We start from the raw sequence: 15,247 nt of genomic DNA on the forward strand, positions 1-15,247 counted from the left end.
GCACGCTCGACGAAAGCTCCCTCCGGGGAGCTTTTTTGTTGGCGAGGGTTACGCGTGCAATCGTGCCGCACCGAATCACATCGCGCGGTATATTCCCACGGATGAACTCGCCAGAAACGCGCGCGCGTTTGCGCCAATCGACACGACCCGGTGGCCGCGTTGGCACACTAAATCCATGACCGACTATCGCCACAACCGCGTTCCGGGCGCGACCTGGTTCTTCACCGTGCGCCTGCTCGAGCCCGGCAGCTCCCTGCTGACCGACCATTTCTCCGCATTCGGCGACGCCATGCGCCAGGCGCGCGCCAGGCGTCCCTTCCACGTCGACGCCTGGGTCGTGCTGCCCGACCACGCGCACGCGATCTGGACCCTGCCGCCTGGCGACCACGACTGCGCCAGCCGCTGGCGCGCCGTCAAGATTGCCTTCTCGAAGGCGCTGCGCAAATCCGGCGCCGGCCCCGGCAGCATGGTGTGGGAGCGCCACTACCGCAATCACCGCATCGACAACGACGCAGACTATGCGCGCCTGGTGGACTACGTGCACAGCAACCCGATGCGCCACGGCCTCTGCGCCGACGCCGCCGAATGGCAATGGTCGTCGCTGCACCGCTTTGCCGCCGCCGGCTTGTCGGGCGACCGCGTCCGCCGCATCTGATCACCGTCGAACATGACGTCACCCGCTTCCCGGCCGCGCCGGCGACGATGCCGGGGGTCTGGCCCCGCGGACCTGACCCCATTTTCCCTCCACCAATGAAAAAAGCCCGCCGGCTGGACCGGACGGGCTATTTGTCATGAGGGCAAGCGGCCAGCGGCAGCCGCCCCCGTCATCAGAAGGCGTATTTCACGCCCGCGGTGATCACGTCTGGCTTAGGACCGAAATCCTTCTTCTTGCCATAACGCTCGTATTCCAGGGTCAGCGCAACCTTCTGGTTCAGGTTGTACTGCGCGCCGACGCCGGCGTACAGTTCAGTCTTGCTGTCGCTGCGGCCGTACACCGGATCGCTCAGGGTGCGCTTGTTGTTGGCCGCGCCCAGCTTGCCGTAGATAGCGAACTGGTCGCTGATCGGCGCGGTCGCCTTGCCGGCCACGTAGAACGAGTGGCCATCGGAGTTGCCGGTGCCGTTCACGCCAGCGACGGTGCGGCTATAGTCCGACTTGCGGAAATCCGTATAGCCGGCTTCCACGCCCCAGGTCTGGTCGATGTCGTAGCCGCCGAAAATCTTGCCCGAGGCCTTCCAGCCGTCGCTGTTGACGTTGGTGGCGCCAGGCAGGCTGTAGCTGTGGTCGGCCGAAGCGACGCCCACGCCGACGTAAGGACCTGCGGCCTGGGCCGAGCCCATGGCAGTCGCAGCAGCGATCAATGCAAAAATAAGCTTTTTCATGCGGAATCCTTTGATGTTGTTAATCGTCTGGACCGCAATTCCGTTGAATCGCGGTTATTTCCAAGATAGCATCGGAAACCGGACACGTCCTTGCTGATAAAGTAAGAAATGTAATGAGATGTAAGCGAAAGGCCCGATTACTGACCCGCCGTTCAATTATTTTGACGCTGAGTTTCGACCACGATGCCAGACGTTAGACGATCATGCGAAAGGTTAGGTTCACTCTTGAGCCGACCGGCCGGGCGGTTTTGTGAATGCCGTGAACCCAGTGTTGTTGCAGTTTTCCGGCCATCAATAGCAGACTGCCGTCAGTCAGGACAATTTTGCGGCGCTCGCCGCTGGCCTTGTGCGCCAGGATAAAGGTCCGTTCGGCCCCGAAACTGACCGATGCGATCGCCGGCTCCGGCCCGAGTTCGGGCTCGTTATCGCTGTGCATGCCCATGCTGTCGCGCCCGTCGCGGTAGTAATTGAGCAGCACGCTATTGAAACGCCGGCCGGTAGCCGCCTCGACCGCTTCACGGATTTCCTGCTGCAAGGGCGTGAACGGCAGCGGTTCCAGCCGCAAGCCGGAGTACCTGTAGGCAGCCTCGCCATGCCAGGCCGTCAGGCGCGGCTGCGGGTGCTGCTTGCCCCACACGGTGATGACCTCGCTGCGCCAGGCGGTCTCGTCGATGAGCCGTGCCAGCACCTGCTCGTTGGGCAGGCTCAGCGGGAGCTGCGGCAGGAACGCCAGTTCGCCGTCCCGCACCGGAATCGGCTCCAGCTTTGTGCTTGATGAGAACAGGTCCATCGCTCAGAATGATGTCCGAAGCTGCCAATCATGCCATAGGAGCGCCATGAACAAACGCCAATTCCTCGGCGCCGCCGCACTGGCCGGCGCCGCCCCTGCCTTCGCGGCGCCCGGCGCCGCCCCTGCCTTCGCGGCGCCCGGCGCCGCCCCCAGCGGCCCGGCCCTGCTCACGGTCACCGGAAACATCGACAGGACCAATCGCGGCCCGTTCGATCCCGCGCTGGACCAGATGATGCACAAGCAGAAGATCAGCTTCGAGCGCGCGTTCGCCTTTGATTATGCCGCGCTGGAGCGCCTGCCCGCGGCGACGGTCCGGCCCACGCTCGAGTACGACGGCAAGGTCCACAGCCTGCGCGGCCCGTTGCTGCTCGACGTGCTTGCGGCCGCCGGCGCCAGGCTGCCCGATACGGCCAGGCTGGTGCTGCGCGCGGTGGACGGCTACGCCGTGACGATCAGCGTGGAAAAGGCGCGCCGCCAGCGCTTCATGGTGGCGCTGCAGCTGGACGGCAAGCCGATGCCGCTGGGCGGGCTCGGTCCCTTATGGGCGGTGATCGACGCCGACCGGGTGGCGGAACTGGCGTCGAAACCGGTGGAGCAGCGCTTCGGCGAATGCCCGTGGGCGCTGTATCACATCGAGGTGCAGTAAGGGGCTGATATCAGGCGTAGGCTTCGGCCAGCGTCATCACCCGCGGCGTGATTTTCAGGCCGATGCCGGCGAACAACGCTTCGATGGCGGCCATGTTGGCGGCGCACTCTTCGGTTTTCCAGCCGTTGAACAGGTCGGTGCCGTTTTTCTGGAAATGCAGGTCGAGCACCTTGCCCTTGTCCTTGTGGGTATAGGCTTGCTGATGCGTGTTGTGGAACCCCAGCAGCGACAGTCCCGTCAGCACCTCGGTGGGCGGATTGTCCGGATCGGTGGCGAGGAAAATGCCGAAGGTCTTGCCGGGCGGCTTCGCGGCGATGTCCAGCTCGTAGATCCCAGGGGCTCTGGTGACGGCGGTGCTCTTCAAAAACAGCATCATGCTCTCCTTCGGTAACAGCGCCCGCCCGACGCGGGGAGTTGCTCAATTAAAACATCTGGAGAGTTGAGCTTATTGCGAAATGGCACGAAAGTCGATGCTTTATCGCATCTTTTTTGCATGTGAGCAACAGTCGCTGCGCTTCACGCCGGCCGCAGCCACCCCATGAGGGTGTCGTCTTCCGGAATCCCGCGCGAGTTGTTGACCCGGGCCCGCAGCAGTCCTTCGTCGACGAAGCCGAGCGAGTGGTACAAGGCCCGCGCCCGCAGGTTCGATGAGCGGGCAAACAGTTCGACGCGGTGAATGTGCGGCATGTGCGCGAGGACTTCGTCCAGCAGCGCCTGGAACAGCGCGCGCCCCACGCCGCGTCCCTGCGCGTCCGGTGCGACCGCGATCGTCAGGTCGGTCAGCAGGTGGGCCAGCGCAGCGATGCCCGGATTGGACGCATGGATCTCGCCCAGGATGCGGCCACCCTCTTCCCACACCAGTTCGACGCCGTTCGTCGCCGCCTTGTGCATGAAGCCGTCGATGTACTCGCCGGTCACTTCCTCCGGCGTGCGCGCGATGCCGTCCGGGACCGTCGCCACCAGCTTGTACAGCGCCAGCACCTGCGCGCGGTCGCCCGCCACCGCCTTGCGGATCATGGTTTATCCCGCTTCGCCAGCGACGTGGTGGCGTCCGCCAGCGCGCGGTACAGCTGCCCGGCCTCGTCCTGCCAGCCATCCAGCGCCGCCTGCTGGCGCGCGACGGTGGCAAAGTCGCCGCGCGCGATCGGGCCCGAGAGCGCGGCGCGCGCGCCGAGCCGGAACACGTTTTCCAGCGTTTCGCTCGCCAGCGGCCGCGCCAGTTCGCGCGCCACCGATTCCGGTATGCCCGCCGCCTGATAGGCGCGCAAGGCCGCATCGAGCACAGTCACCAGGTAATTGGAGGCAAACACCGAGGCCGCGTGGTACACGGTCTTCGCCGCCGGGTCGATCGCCACCAGGCGCGCGCCGATCGCGGCAAACGCCGGCTCCAGCAGCGCCAGCGCGCGCGCGTCGCCCTCGATGCCGCACCAGGTGCCGGCAAAGTCGCGCGCCACGTTCTCGGGATCGGCGAAGCTGCGCACCGGATGCACGCTGGCCGTCAGCGCGCCCCTGGCGGCGGCCGATTGCAGCGCGGCCGAAGATTTCGCGCCGCTGCAGTGAAATACCACCACGCCGTCGACGCCGTCCAGCGCTTCGCACGCCGCCTCGATCTGGTCGTCGCTCACCGCCAGCATCACCACGTCGGCATGGCGCATCGTCGTGGCCGAATCCACCGCGCGGCCGGCGCCGATGAAGGCCACCGCGTCGTTCGCGCTGGCCTTCGACCGGGTCAGCACATCCTGCACGGCGAAGACGCCGCCGGCGGCGAACAGCCGGCCCAGCGTTCGGCCCAAGTGCCCCGCGCCGACGATGTTGAGCGTGAGCGCCACGTCAGAAGCCGGAACCGGGCTGGCTCAGGAACGCCAGTTCCTCCGGCGTCGAGGCGCGTCCCAGGATCGCATTGCGATGCGGGAAGCGGCCGAAGCGCGCGATCACGCCGCGGTGCCGGTGCGCGTAATCGAGCGCGCCGTCGAAGTCATGGCTGTCCCTGGCCAGTTCGGCAAACAGCGTGACCGATTTTTCCTGCATGCGCGCGTCCTCGGCATGCTCGAACGGCATGTAGGCAAACCAACGCTCGATCGGCGCCAGGGTGCGGTCGGCGCCGGAGGCCTCCAGCTCGATGGCGGCGGCCAGCGCCAGCGCGTCGCCGCTGAACGATTCCGGCGTGCCGCGAAAGGCGTTGCGGGTGAACTGGTCGAGCAGCAGGATGCGCGCCAGCGTGCCCTTTGCGCCCTGCTGGTCCCATTCGCGCAGGCCGCCGGCCTTGGCCAGCGCGATGGCGCCGCCGAAACGCTCGGCGATCGCGGCGTCGAAGCGCGCGTCCTTGCGAAACCATTCGTCGCGCGGCTTGCCATGGCCCTCCGCCGCCGGCGGCAGGAACCAGAAATCGAGTACTTCTTGAGAATGCATTGTTGGAGGTTTCCTTAATTGCGGGCGTGCGACAGCTGGAAGCTGTCGATGCCGTCGAATCGGGCCAGTTCGTCGGCCAGAGCGGACAAGGTGGCGCCGCTCTTGCGCGACAGCGCCAGCGCCACGAAGCGCCATTCCTGCGCGCCGCCGACAGCGCCGATGGCCAGCGTGCCGCCGGCGATTTCGTAGCCGCGCTCCAGCGCCACGCGGCGCAGGGTGGCCTCGACCGGCGTGAAGTCCTTCTTGAAGCGCATCATGATGGCGACGGCGTGGCGCGACGGCAGGCACGCTTCGATGCGGTGCAGGTAGATCATGATCATCGACGCCAGGAACGCCAGCCCCATCGCCGCCAGGTAGAAGCCGATGCCGACCAGGATGCCGATCACCGACGAAGCCCAGATCGACGCCGCCGTGGTCAGGCCGCTGATGTTGAAGCCTTCGCGCATGATCACGCCGGCGCCGAGGAAGCCGATGCCGGTGACCACGCCCTGGATGATGCGGGTCGGATCGGCCACGATCAGCGGCCCGGCGTGGGCGCCGTACCACAGGCCCGGATACCCGCCGATGATGGTCAGCGCGGCCGACGCCATGCACACCATGCCGTAGGTGCGCATGCCGGCGGCGCGGCCGTGGTAGGAGCGCTCGTAGCCGACCAGCAGGCCAAGCAGCAGCGCGCCGATCAGGTTGAGCAGGATGATGCCGTTGGCGGCCATCTCCGGACCGGTCCAGTAGGCCGCCAGCATGTCAGGTGTCGGCATTTTTTTTGACCAGCTGCTTTTCGAAGGCGACATCGAGCTTGCTGACGCGACGCGCCACCTGCGGCCCGAGGCCGTTGACGAAAGCGACGAAGGCGTCCAGTTCGAGCGGCTCGCACAACGGCGGCGCGCCGGGGCGCTCGCTGAGGAAGAACAGCCCGTCGCCGGTGCGCGCCATCGAATAGCCCTGGTTGCCGCTGCGGTTCTTCAGGCGGTCGACCGCGGCGCTGGCGCGGGTGGAGCGTGGGCCGGCCATTCAGACCTCCCGCGTGCGTTCGTCGAGCCAGGCTTTCGCGGCGCCGTCGACGTGCGGCGACAGGCGCGCGCGCACTTGCGCGTGGTAGTCGTTGAGCCACTTGATTTCGTCCGGGCGCAGCAGCGACAGATCGAGGCAGCGGGTGTCGATCGGGCACAGCGTCAGCGTCTCGAAGCGCAGGAAGTCGCCGAACTCGGTGGATTCCGCGGCGACGTTGAGCACCAGGTTCTCGATCCGGATGCCCCAGCGGCCAGGCCGGTAGATGCCCGGCTCGACCGAGGTGATCATGCCCGGTTCCATCGCCGTGTGCGGCTCCGGCATGGTGGTCGGCGAAATCGATTGTGGGCCTTCGTGCACGTTCAGGAAGAAGCCCACGCCGTGGCCGGTGCCGTGGCCGTAGTCCACGCCCGCGGCCCAGATCGGCGCGCGCGCCAGCGCGTCGAGCATTGGCGATTTGGTCCCGCGCGGGAACTGCGCCGACGACAGCGCGATCACGCCCTTGAGCACCAGCGTGAAGTCGCGCTTTTGCTCGGTGGACGGCGTCCCCACCGGCACCACGCGGGTGATGTCGGTGGTGCCGCCGAGGTACTGGCCGCCGGAGTCGATCAGCAACAGGCCGTCGCCTTCGATGATCGCATGGGCCTGTTCCGTGGCGCGGTAGTGCATGACGGCGCCGTTGGCGTTGAAGCCGGCGATGGTGCCGAAGCTCGGGCTGATGAAGCCGGGCCGGCGCGCGCGCGCGGCGCAGATATGGGTGTCGATGTCGATTTCGGTCGCCGGTCCGCGGCGCTTGTCGGCCAGGCGCACTTCAAGCCAGGCAAAGAATTCGCACAGCGCGGCGCCGTCCTGCTCCATCGTGGCGCGCACGTGGACCGCTTCGTCGTCCGACTTCTTCGACTTGGCGAAGGTGCTCGGATTGATCGACTCGACCACCTTGACGCCGGCCGGCACCGCGGCGCGCATGCCGGCGGTGACGCGGCGCGGATCGATCAGCAGCACTTCGCCGGCGCCCAGCGCGGCCAGCGCCGCTGCGGCCTGCGTGTAGCTGGCCAGTTCGACGCCATCAAGCCGCAGGCGCTCTTCGACGTCGGCCGGCACCTTGTTGTCGCCGACGAACAGCGTGGCGCGGTCAAGGCCCACCAGCGCGTGCGCCAGGAACACCGGGTTGTAATTGACGTCGGCGCCGCGCAGGTTGAACAGCCAGGCGATGTCGTCGAGAGTCGAAATGAAGTGGCGGGTGGCGCCAAGCCTGGCCATTTCGGCGCGCACCTGCGCCAGCTTGTCCGCCCGGCTGGCCACGGCGTGCGGCGCGGCGTGCTCGAACACCGGTTCGGCCGGCAGCGCGGGACGGTCGGCCCAGACTTCGTCGAGCAGGTCGATATCGGTGCGCAGCTTGATGCCGCGCGCGCCCAAGGCGTCGGCCAGGAGGCGCGCGGTGGACAGGCCGAGCACGCGGGCGTCGACGGCGACCGTCTGGCCGCTCTGCAGGTTGGCGGCCAGCCAGTCGATGTAAAGCAGGCTGGCGCCCGACGGGATCTTCATCAGCGACACCGCGCTGCCGGCCAGTTCGACCTCGGCCTGATCCCAGTAGCGCGCGTCGGTCCACACGCCGGCGAAGTCGCTCGTGGCGATGAAGGCGCCGACCGAGCCGGTGAAGCCGGACAGCCACTCGCGGCCCTTCCAGCGGCCGGGCAGGTATTCGGACAGGTGCGGATCGGCCGATGGAATCAGGACGGCGTCGATGCGCTCGCGGCGCATCACGGTGCGCAGCTTGTCCAGCATGGCGGCGCGCTCGGAGAGGGAAGATGAATTTTGCATGTCTCCATGATACTACCAGCGCCCCCGTTTGTCGTTCCTGCGAAGGCAGGAACCTCATGCTGAATCGAGCGGAGAGGCACGGGCATGCTCAGTATGGGTTCCTGACGAGGGGGGCGCCGAGCCCAGGAACGACAAGCATTTATCTAGTTGGCATAAAAATGTCGTTCCTGCGGAGGCAGGAACCTATGCTGAGCGTGCGCCACCTCTTCGCTCAATCTAAGCCTGAAAGTGGCGCAGGCCATTGAGGTCCAGCACCCGGATGCCGCCGTAATCAAGCCTGACCAGCCCTTCCTTCTCCAGCAGCTGCAAGGCCTGGTTGGCGCGCTGGCGCGAAGCGCCGGACAGATAGCCGATCTCCTCCTGCGAGATCTGCACCATCGCTTCGAGCCCCGGATACAGGTGCGAGTTGAACATCGCGGCCAAGCAGCGCGCTACCCGCGTGTCGACATCGAGCGTGCGGTCGTTCTCCACCAGCCCGATGAACTGGCCGAGCCGCTCGTTGAGCTGCATGAGCAGGAAGCGGTTGAACGGCAGGCTGGTTTCGAGCAGCCAGTCGAAGGTCGCGCGCGGCATGCGCGCCACCCGCGTGTCGCGCAGCGCCATGCCGTCGTACTTGCGCGCTTCGTCCTTGAGCAGCGAGCCTTCGCCGAACCAGCCGCCGGCCGGCACCCCCGCGAAGGTCACGTTCTTCCCCGACGGCGAAAAATTGTTGATCTTGACCAGCCCGTCGATGATGCCGATCCAGTATTCGAGCGCCTCGCCCTTGCGGCACACGAAGCCGCCCTTGGGCACGAACTGCTCGAAGCAGTCGGCTTCCACGCGCGCCATCTCGGCCGGCGTGAGGCCGCGCGCCCAGATGGTCGATCGCAGGTGTTCAGTCAGTGTCTGTGTGTGTGATGTCATTTGTGCGGTGCAGCATCGAAAGTGTCCCCAATTGTCACTCAAAAGACAACATCGGACTCAACCACAAGCTAATATCATCACACAAAAAATGCGCACGGCGCAGCCAACAACAGGGGACCTGGTGGATACATCGGACAGCTCGCAACTGCAGACTTTTCCGCGGCGCCTGCGCGCGCACGGCCAGCAGCGGCCGGCGCGCCCGGCCTTCCGCGAAAAGCATCTCGGCATCTGGCAGACCTGGAGCTGGAGCGAGGTCAATCGCGAAGTGCGCGACCTGGCCTGCGGCCTGGCCTCGCTCGGCTTCGGCCGCGGCATGAACCTTGCCATCATCGGCGACAACCGGCCGCGCCTGTACTGGGCGATGCTGGCCGCGCAGTGCCTGGGCGGCGTGCCGGTGCCGCTGTACCAGGACGCCCCCGCCGCCGACATGGCCTACGTGCTGGGCGACGCCGACATCGCATTCGCCGTGGCGGAAGACCAGGAGCAGGTCGACAAGCTGCTCGAACTGACCGAACTATGCCCCAAACTGCGCCACATCGTCTACGAGGACGAGCGCGGCATGCGCCACTACCACCAGGCCGGCGTGGTCGCCTTCGCCGCCCTGCAGGAACTGGGCCGCGCATGGGACCAGGCCAATCCCGGCAGGTTCGACGCCGCCGTTGAGGCGGGCCAGGGCAGCGACCCGGCCATCATCCTGTACACCTCCGGCACCACCGGCAAGCCAAAGGGCGTGGTGCAGTCGCACGCCGCGCTGATCGCGGCCGGCATGGGCGGCGTCGGCTTCGACAAGCTGACCGACCACGAAGACATCCTGTCCTACCTGCCGATGGCGTGGGTGGGCGACTGCCTGTTCTCGCTGGCGCAGGCGCTGGTGGCCGGCTTCACCGTCAACTGCCCCGAGTCGGGCGACACCGTGCTGACCGACCTGCGCGAAATCGGCCCGACGTATTATTTTGCGCCGCCGCGCGTGTTCGAGAACATGCTCACCACCGTGATGATCCGCATGGAGGACGCCGGCGCCATCAAGCGCCGCATGTTCCACCACTTCATGGACGTGGCGCGCCGCTGCGGCTCCGCGATTTTGGATGGCAAGCCGGTGTCCGCAAGCGACCGCCTGCAATACGCCATCGGCCGCGTGCTGGTGTACGGCCCGCTGAAGAACGTGCTCGGGCTCTCGCGCGTGCGCGTGGCCTACACCGCCGGCGCGGCGATCGGCCCCGACCTGTTCCGCTTCTACCGCTCGATCGGCGTCAACCTCAAACAGCTGTACGGGTCCACCGAAACCTGCGCCTACGTGTGCCTGCAGCCGGACGGGAACATCAAGTTCGACAGCGTCGGGCTGCCGGCGCCAGGCGTGGAGGTCAAGCTGGCCGACAACGGCGAAGTGCTGGTGAAGTCGCCGGCGACGATGGACGGCTACTTCAAGCGGCCGGACGCCACCGCCGAAGTGATCGACGCCGACGGCTATTTCCACACGGGCGACGCCGGCATGTTCGACCGCGACGGCCACCTGAAGATCATCGACCGCGCCGCCGACGTGGGCAAGATGAACGGCGGCGCCATCTTCGCGCCCAACTACATCGAGAACAAGCTGAAGTTCTTCCCGTTTATCAAAGAGGCGGTCGCCTTCGGCAACGGCCGCGACCAGGTTTGCGCCTTCATCAACATCGACATGGACGCCGTCGGCAACTGGGCCGAGCGGCGCAACATCGCCTATTCCGGCTATACCGACCTGGCGGGCAACCCACAGACCTATGACCTGGTGCGCGACTGCGTCGAGAAGGTCAACGCCGACCTGGCCTCCGAGCCCAACATGGCCGGCACCCAGATTCACCGCTTCCTGGTGCTGCACAAGGAGCTCGATCCCGACGACGAGGAGCTGACCCGCACCCGCAAGGTGCGCCGCAAGTTCATCGCCGAAAAATACGCGGTGCTGATATCCGCCCTGTACGAAGGCAAGGCCTCGCAGTTCATCAGCACCCAGGTCCGGTTCGAGGACGGGCGCGTCGGCACCGCCAGCGCCGATCTGCGCATCGCCGAGGCCAAAACCTGGCCGCCGATGGAGGCTGCCGCGTGATGGACATGAACCAGCCAGCGCTCGCCCGCAAGGTCGGCCCGGTGATCCTCGACCTGGCGAACATCTCGCTGGCGTTCGGCGGGGTCAGGGCGCTGACCGACATTTCGTTCGACGTGCGCCAGCACGAGATCCGCGCCATCATCGGGCCGAACGGCGCGGGAAAGAGCTCGATGCTCAACGTGATCAATGGAGTGTACCGCCCGCAGCAGGGATCGATCTCGCTGCGCGGCGTCCAGCGCCGCAACATGGACTGCCACAGCGCCGCCACGGCCGGCATCGCGCGCACCTTCCAGAATATCGCGCTGTTCAAGGGCATGACGGTGTTGGACAACATCATGACGGGCCGGAACCTGAAGATGAAGTCGAACTTCCTGATGCAGGCGCTGTACTGGGGGCCGGCGCGGCGCGAGGAGCTGGCGCACCGCGAAAAGGCCGAGGAGATCATCGACTTCCTCGAGATCCAGGCGATCCGCAAGACGCCGGTGGGGCGCCTGCCCTACGGTCTGCAAAAGCGCGTCGAGCTGGGACGGGCGCTCGCGGCCGAGCCGGACATCCTGCTGCTCGACGAGCCGATGGCCGGCATGAACGTCGAAGAGAAGCAGGACATGTGCCGCTTCATCCTCGACGTGAACGACCAGTTTGGCACCACCATCGTCCTGATCGAGCACGACATGGGCGTGGTGATGGATATCTCGGACCGCGTGGTGGTGCTCGATTACGGCCGCAAGATCGCCGACGGCACACCCGACGAAGTGCGCGCCAACGAGGAGGTGATCCGCGCCTACCTCGGCGCGGCCCATTAGGACTGCATCCATGAGCTTTTTCTTCGAAGTGCTGATCGGCGGCCTGCTTTCCGGCGTGATGTACGCGCTGGTGGCGATCGGCTTCGTCCTGATCTACAAGGCCTCCGGCGTGTTCAACTTTGCGCAAGGCGCGATGGTGTTCTTCGCCGCGCTCACCTGCGTGGGCATGGTCGACAAGTTCCACGTGCCGATGTGGATCGCGATTCCCGCCACGATCGTGGTGATGATCGCGCTGGGGCTGGCGATCGAGAAGGTGGTGCTGCGCCCCCTCGTCAACCAGCCCGAGATCACGCTGTTCATGGCCACCATCGGCCTGGCCTTCTTCATCGAGGGCCTGGCGCAGCTGGTGTGGGGCTCGCAGGTTCACAAGCTGGACCTGCCGATCGAGGACGTGCCGATCCCCTGGCTGATGGACAACTTCAACATCCTGGTGTCGAAGTTCGACATGACCGCCGCCGGCATCTGCGCCGTGCTGGTGATCGCCCTCGCGTTGATGTTCTCGAAGACCAAGGTGGGCCGGGCCCTGCGCGCGGTGGCCGACGACCACCAGGCGGCGCTGGCGGTCGGCATCCCGCTGCAGCGGATCTGGGCCATCGTCTGGTCGGTCGCCGGCCTGGTGGCGCTGGTCGCGGGCCTCCTGTGGGGCGCCCGCAACGGCGTGCAGTTCGCCCTCACCTTCCTCGCGCTCAAGGCGCTACCGGTGCTGATCCTCGGCGGCTTCACGTCAGTCCCCGGCGCTATCGTGGGCGGCCTGATCATCGGCGCCTCCGAAAAGCTGGCCGAGGTGTATATCGGCCCGATGGTGGGCGGCGGCATCGAAGGCTGGTTCCCCTATGTGCTCGCCCTGCTGTTCCTGCTGGTCCGGCCGGAAGGCCTGTTCGGCGAAAAAATCATCCGGAGGATCTAGATGTTCTACCGCGAAGCCGGCCAGTTCAAGACCAGCTACCAGTCCGACAGCCAGATCTTCCCGATCCGGCAGGATCGCATCGCCCTCGCCGCGCTGCTGGTGCTTGCCGCGGTGATCGTGCCGCTGTTCGCCACGCCCTACCTGTTGTCGGCGATCCTGATCCCGTTCCTGATCTTCGCGCTGGCGGCGCTGGGCCTGAACATCCTGACCGGGTACGCCGGCCAGCTTTCGCTGGGAACCGCGGCGTTCATGGCGGTCGGCGCCTACGCCTCGTTCAACTTCATCGCCCGCGTCCCCGGCATTCCGATGCTGCTGGCGTTCGTGTTGGGGGGGCTGTGCGCGGCGCTGGTGGGCATCGTGTTCGGTCTGCCGTCGTTGCGGGTGCGCGGCTTCTACCTGGCCGCGTCCACGCTGGCGACGCAGTTTTTCGTGGTCTGGTGCCTGACCAAGATCCCCTACCTCACCAACTACAGCGCGTCGGGCGTGGTGACGGTGCAGCGCATGCAGATCTTCGGCTACCAGTTCAATACGCCGGCCAGCAAATACCTGCTCGTGCTGGCGGTCGTCGCCTTCCTCGCGCTGCTGGCCAAGAACATGATCCGCTCGAACGTCGGCCGCTCCTGGATGGCGATCCGCGACATGGACATGGCGGCCGAGGTGATCGGCTTTCGCCCGCTGCCGACCAAGCTGATGGCGTTCGCGGTCAGCTCGTTCTACTGCGGCGTGGCCGGCGCGCTGTACGCCTTCGCCTACCTGGGCACGGTGGAGCCGGAAGCGTACAACCTGGACCTGTCGTTCCGCATCCTGTTCATGATTATCATCGGCGGGGTCGGCTCGGTGCTCGGCTCCTTCCTCGGCGCCGCCTTCATCGTGCTGCTGCCGGTGATGCTGAATATGTTCGGCCACTTCCTCGGCCTGCCGACCAGTTTCGCATCCAATCTCGAGTTGATGGTGTTTGGCGCGTTGATCATATTTTTCCTGATCGTGGAGCCGCATGGCCTCGCGCGCTTGTGGCAAGTGGGTAAAGAGAAGTTGCGCCTGTGGCCGTTCCCGCACTAGGAACAGCAGGTAGCAATCGATTCAATGCAGTGACAATGAGGAGACGAGAATGAAAGGCTTCAAATCGATCATGCTGTGCGCGGCGTTGTTCGGCGCATTCACCCAGGCGGCGCAGGCGGCCGACCAGTTCGTGGCGCTGCCGTCGTACCGTGTCGGCGCCTATGCGGCCGGCGGCTCAGGATTCTACGGCGGCGCCATCGACTACTTCAACCTGGTCAACGCCAACGGCGGCGTCAATGGCGTGAAGATCCTGTGGGAAGAGTGCGAGACCGAGTACAACCCGTCGCGCGGCGTCGAATGCTATGAGCGTCTGAAGACCCAGCACGGCGGCGCCACGCTGGTCGAGCCGCTGTCCACCGGCATCGCCTACGGCATCCTCGACCGCGTCGCCAATGACAAAATCCCGATGACGATGCTCGGTTACGGCCGCTCGGACGCCGCCAACGGCAAGGTGTTCCCGTATGTCTTCCCGCTCATTACCAGCTACTGGGACCAGGCCGCCGGCATGATCAAGTACCTGGGCGAGAAGGAAGGCGGCATGGCCAAGCTGAAGGGCAAGAAGATCGCCTACCTGTATCACGACTCCCCGTTCGGCAAGGAGCCGCTGCCGGTGCTGGAGGCGCAGGCCAAACAGTATGGCTTCGAACTGCTGAAGATCGCCGTCGCGCCGCCGGGGAACGAACAGCAGTCGCAGTGGCTGCAGATCCGCCAGGCCAAGCCTGACCACGTGATCCTGTGGGGCTGGGGCGTGATGAATTCGGTCGCCATCAAGACCGCGCAGCGCAACGGCTTCCCGCGCGAGAAAATGCTGGGCGTGTGGTGGGCCGGTTCCGAGGAAGACACCATCCCGTCGGGCGAAGCGGCCAAGGGCTACAGCTCGATGACCTTCAACACGCCGGGCAACTACCCGCTGATCGACGACATCCGCAAGAAGGTATACGCGGCCGGCAAGGGCAACCTGTCGGACCAGGCCCGCATCGGATCGGTGTATCACATGCGCGGCATGACGCTGGGCGTGCTGTGGGTCGAAGCGATCCGCACCGCGCAGGAAAAATTCGGCAAGGGCAAAGTGATGACCGGCGAGCAGATTCGCTGGGGCCTGGAAAACCTGAACATCGATGCGGCGCGCCAGAAAGCGCTGGGCGTGTTCGGCATGTTCCCGACCGTGAAGACCAGCTGCGACGACCATGAAGGCTCGGGCGCCGTCAAGGTGCAGCAGTGGAACGGCAGCAAATGGGTCGCCATCACGCCAAACTGGATCGTGGGCGACAAGGCGCTGACCCGCAAGCTGCTGGAGGAATCGTCAATGGCGTATGCGGCCGAAAAGAAGATCACCCCGGCCTGCATGAACTGACCTGATCGTCGTTCCTGCGCAGGCAGGAACCCATGCTGAGCCAATTCAGTATGGGTCCCTGCCTCCGCAGGGACGACAGAATATTCGA

17 protein-coding genes are annotated in these 15,247 nt (G+C 65.9%); 7 read left to right on the plus strand and 10 right to left on the minus strand.

The annotated features are described in order from the left end of the window. The first annotated feature begins 175 nt into the window (after window positions 1-175). Window positions 176-655 (plus strand): transposase, encoded by a 480-nt coding sequence (locus Q4S45_RS20125; protein ID WP_305507183.1) that lies wholly within the window; start codon window positions 176-178, stop codon window positions 653-655. 172 nt (window positions 656-827) lie between these two features. Here the strand turns inward: Q4S45_RS20125 and Q4S45_RS20130 are convergent, their stop codons facing one another. Continuing rightward, window positions 828-1,382, minus strand: a complete 555-nt coding sequence (locus Q4S45_RS20130; RefSeq protein WP_305507184.1) for a porin family protein — start codon at window positions 1,380-1,382, stop codon at window positions 828-830. Between the two features lie 193 nt (window positions 1,383-1,575). After that, a complete protein-coding gene (locus Q4S45_RS20135) occupies window positions 1,576-2,172 on the minus strand; it encodes an alpha-ketoglutarate-dependent dioxygenase AlkB (protein WP_305507185.1) in 597 nt (198 codons plus the stop codon). A 46-nt stretch (window positions 2,173-2,218) separates the two neighbouring features. On the opposite strand from Q4S45_RS20135, the gene Q4S45_RS20140 reads away from it, so the two are divergent. Next, window positions 2,219-2,818: a molybdopterin-dependent oxidoreductase gene (locus Q4S45_RS20140; RefSeq protein WP_305507186.1), complete on the plus strand. Its 600-nt coding sequence runs from the start codon at window positions 2,219-2,221 to the stop codon at window positions 2,816-2,818. A gap of 10 nt (window positions 2,819-2,828) precedes the next feature. Here Q4S45_RS20140 and Q4S45_RS20145 read toward each other — a convergent pair whose 3' ends face one another. The 8 genes from Q4S45_RS20145 to Q4S45_RS20180 all read right to left on the minus strand — a co-directional run bounded on the left by Q4S45_RS20145 (window position 2,829) and on the right by Q4S45_RS20180 (window position 8,959). Beyond that, a complete protein-coding gene (locus Q4S45_RS20145; protein ID WP_305507187.1) occupies window positions 2,829-3,194 on the minus strand; it encodes a hypothetical protein in 366 nt (121 codons plus the stop codon). A 140-nt stretch (window positions 3,195-3,334) separates the two neighbouring features. Further along, on the minus strand, window positions 3,335-3,835 hold the full coding sequence (locus Q4S45_RS20150; RefSeq protein ID WP_305507188.1) for a GNAT family N-acetyltransferase: 501 nt from the start codon (window positions 3,833-3,835) through the stop codon (window positions 3,335-3,337). Next, window positions 3,832-4,647 (minus strand): Rossmann-like and DUF2520 domain-containing protein, encoded by an 816-nt coding sequence (locus tag Q4S45_RS20155; protein ID WP_305507189.1) that lies wholly within the window; start codon window positions 4,645-4,647, stop codon window positions 3,832-3,834. The genes Q4S45_RS20150 and Q4S45_RS20155 overlap by 4 nt, the downstream gene beginning before the upstream one ends. A gap of 1 nt (window position 4,648) precedes the next feature. Next, on the minus strand, window positions 4,649-5,227 hold the full coding sequence (locus Q4S45_RS20160) for a DUF924 family protein (RefSeq protein ID WP_305507190.1): 579 nt from the start codon (window positions 5,225-5,227) through the stop codon (window positions 4,649-4,651). Window positions 5,228-5,241: 14 nt separating this feature from the next. Beyond that, a complete protein-coding gene (locus Q4S45_RS20165) occupies window positions 5,242-5,985 on the minus strand; it encodes an MgtC/SapB family protein (RefSeq protein ID WP_305507191.1) in 744 nt (247 codons plus the stop codon). Continuing rightward, window positions 5,972-6,238 carry a hypothetical protein gene (locus Q4S45_RS20170; protein ID WP_305507192.1) on the minus strand — a complete coding sequence of 89 codons (267 nt, stop codon included), beginning with the start codon at window positions 6,236-6,238 and terminating at the stop codon, window positions 5,972-5,974. Before Q4S45_RS20170 ends, Q4S45_RS20165 begins: the two co-directional genes overlap by 14 nt. Next, the gene (locus Q4S45_RS20175) at window positions 6,239-8,056 is read right to left on the minus strand and encodes an aminopeptidase P family protein (protein WP_305507193.1); all 1,818 of its coding nucleotides are present in this window, start codon (window positions 8,054-8,056) and stop codon (window positions 6,239-6,241) included. A gap of 216 nt (window positions 8,057-8,272) precedes the next feature. Continuing rightward, complete coding sequence (locus tag Q4S45_RS20180; RefSeq protein WP_305507194.1) at window positions 8,273-8,959, minus strand: Crp/Fnr family transcriptional regulator; 687 nt, start codon at window positions 8,957-8,959, stop codon at window positions 8,273-8,275. Between the two features lie 88 nt (window positions 8,960-9,047). Between Q4S45_RS20180 and Q4S45_RS20185 the strand changes: the two genes are divergently transcribed. Genes Q4S45_RS20185 through Q4S45_RS20205 form a run of 5 tightly spaced genes read left to right on the plus strand, consistent with a single transcriptional unit; the run spans window position 9,048 to window position 15,159 of the window. Then, window positions 9,048-11,036, plus strand: coding sequence for a long-chain fatty acid--CoA ligase (locus Q4S45_RS20185; RefSeq protein ID WP_374046060.1), 1,989 nt, complete (start codon window positions 9,048-9,050; stop codon window positions 11,034-11,036). Further along, the gene (locus tag Q4S45_RS20190; protein WP_305512159.1) at window positions 11,036-11,839 is read left to right on the plus strand and encodes an ABC transporter ATP-binding protein; all 804 of its coding nucleotides are present in this window, start codon (window positions 11,036-11,038) and stop codon (window positions 11,837-11,839) included. The genes Q4S45_RS20185 and Q4S45_RS20190 overlap by 1 nt, the downstream gene beginning before the upstream one ends. 10 nt (window positions 11,840-11,849) lie before the next feature. Continuing rightward, the gene (locus Q4S45_RS20195; protein ID WP_305507195.1) at window positions 11,850-12,746 is read left to right on the plus strand and encodes a branched-chain amino acid ABC transporter permease; all 897 of its coding nucleotides are present in this window, start codon (window positions 11,850-11,852) and stop codon (window positions 12,744-12,746) included. After that, window positions 12,747-13,805, plus strand: coding sequence for a branched-chain amino acid ABC transporter permease (locus Q4S45_RS20200; RefSeq protein ID WP_305507196.1), 1,059 nt, complete (start codon window positions 12,747-12,749; stop codon window positions 13,803-13,805). Between the two features lie 49 nt (window positions 13,806-13,854). Next, window positions 13,855-15,159, plus strand: coding sequence for an ABC transporter substrate-binding protein (locus Q4S45_RS20205; RefSeq protein WP_305507197.1), 1,305 nt, complete (start codon window positions 13,855-13,857; stop codon window positions 15,157-15,159). The last annotated feature ends 88 nt before the right edge of the window (window positions 15,160-15,247 follow it).

This window comes from Massilia sp. R2A-15 (assembly GCF_030704305.1).
GTDB lineage: Bacteria > Pseudomonadota > Gammaproteobacteria > Burkholderiales > Burkholderiaceae_D > JAFCUW01.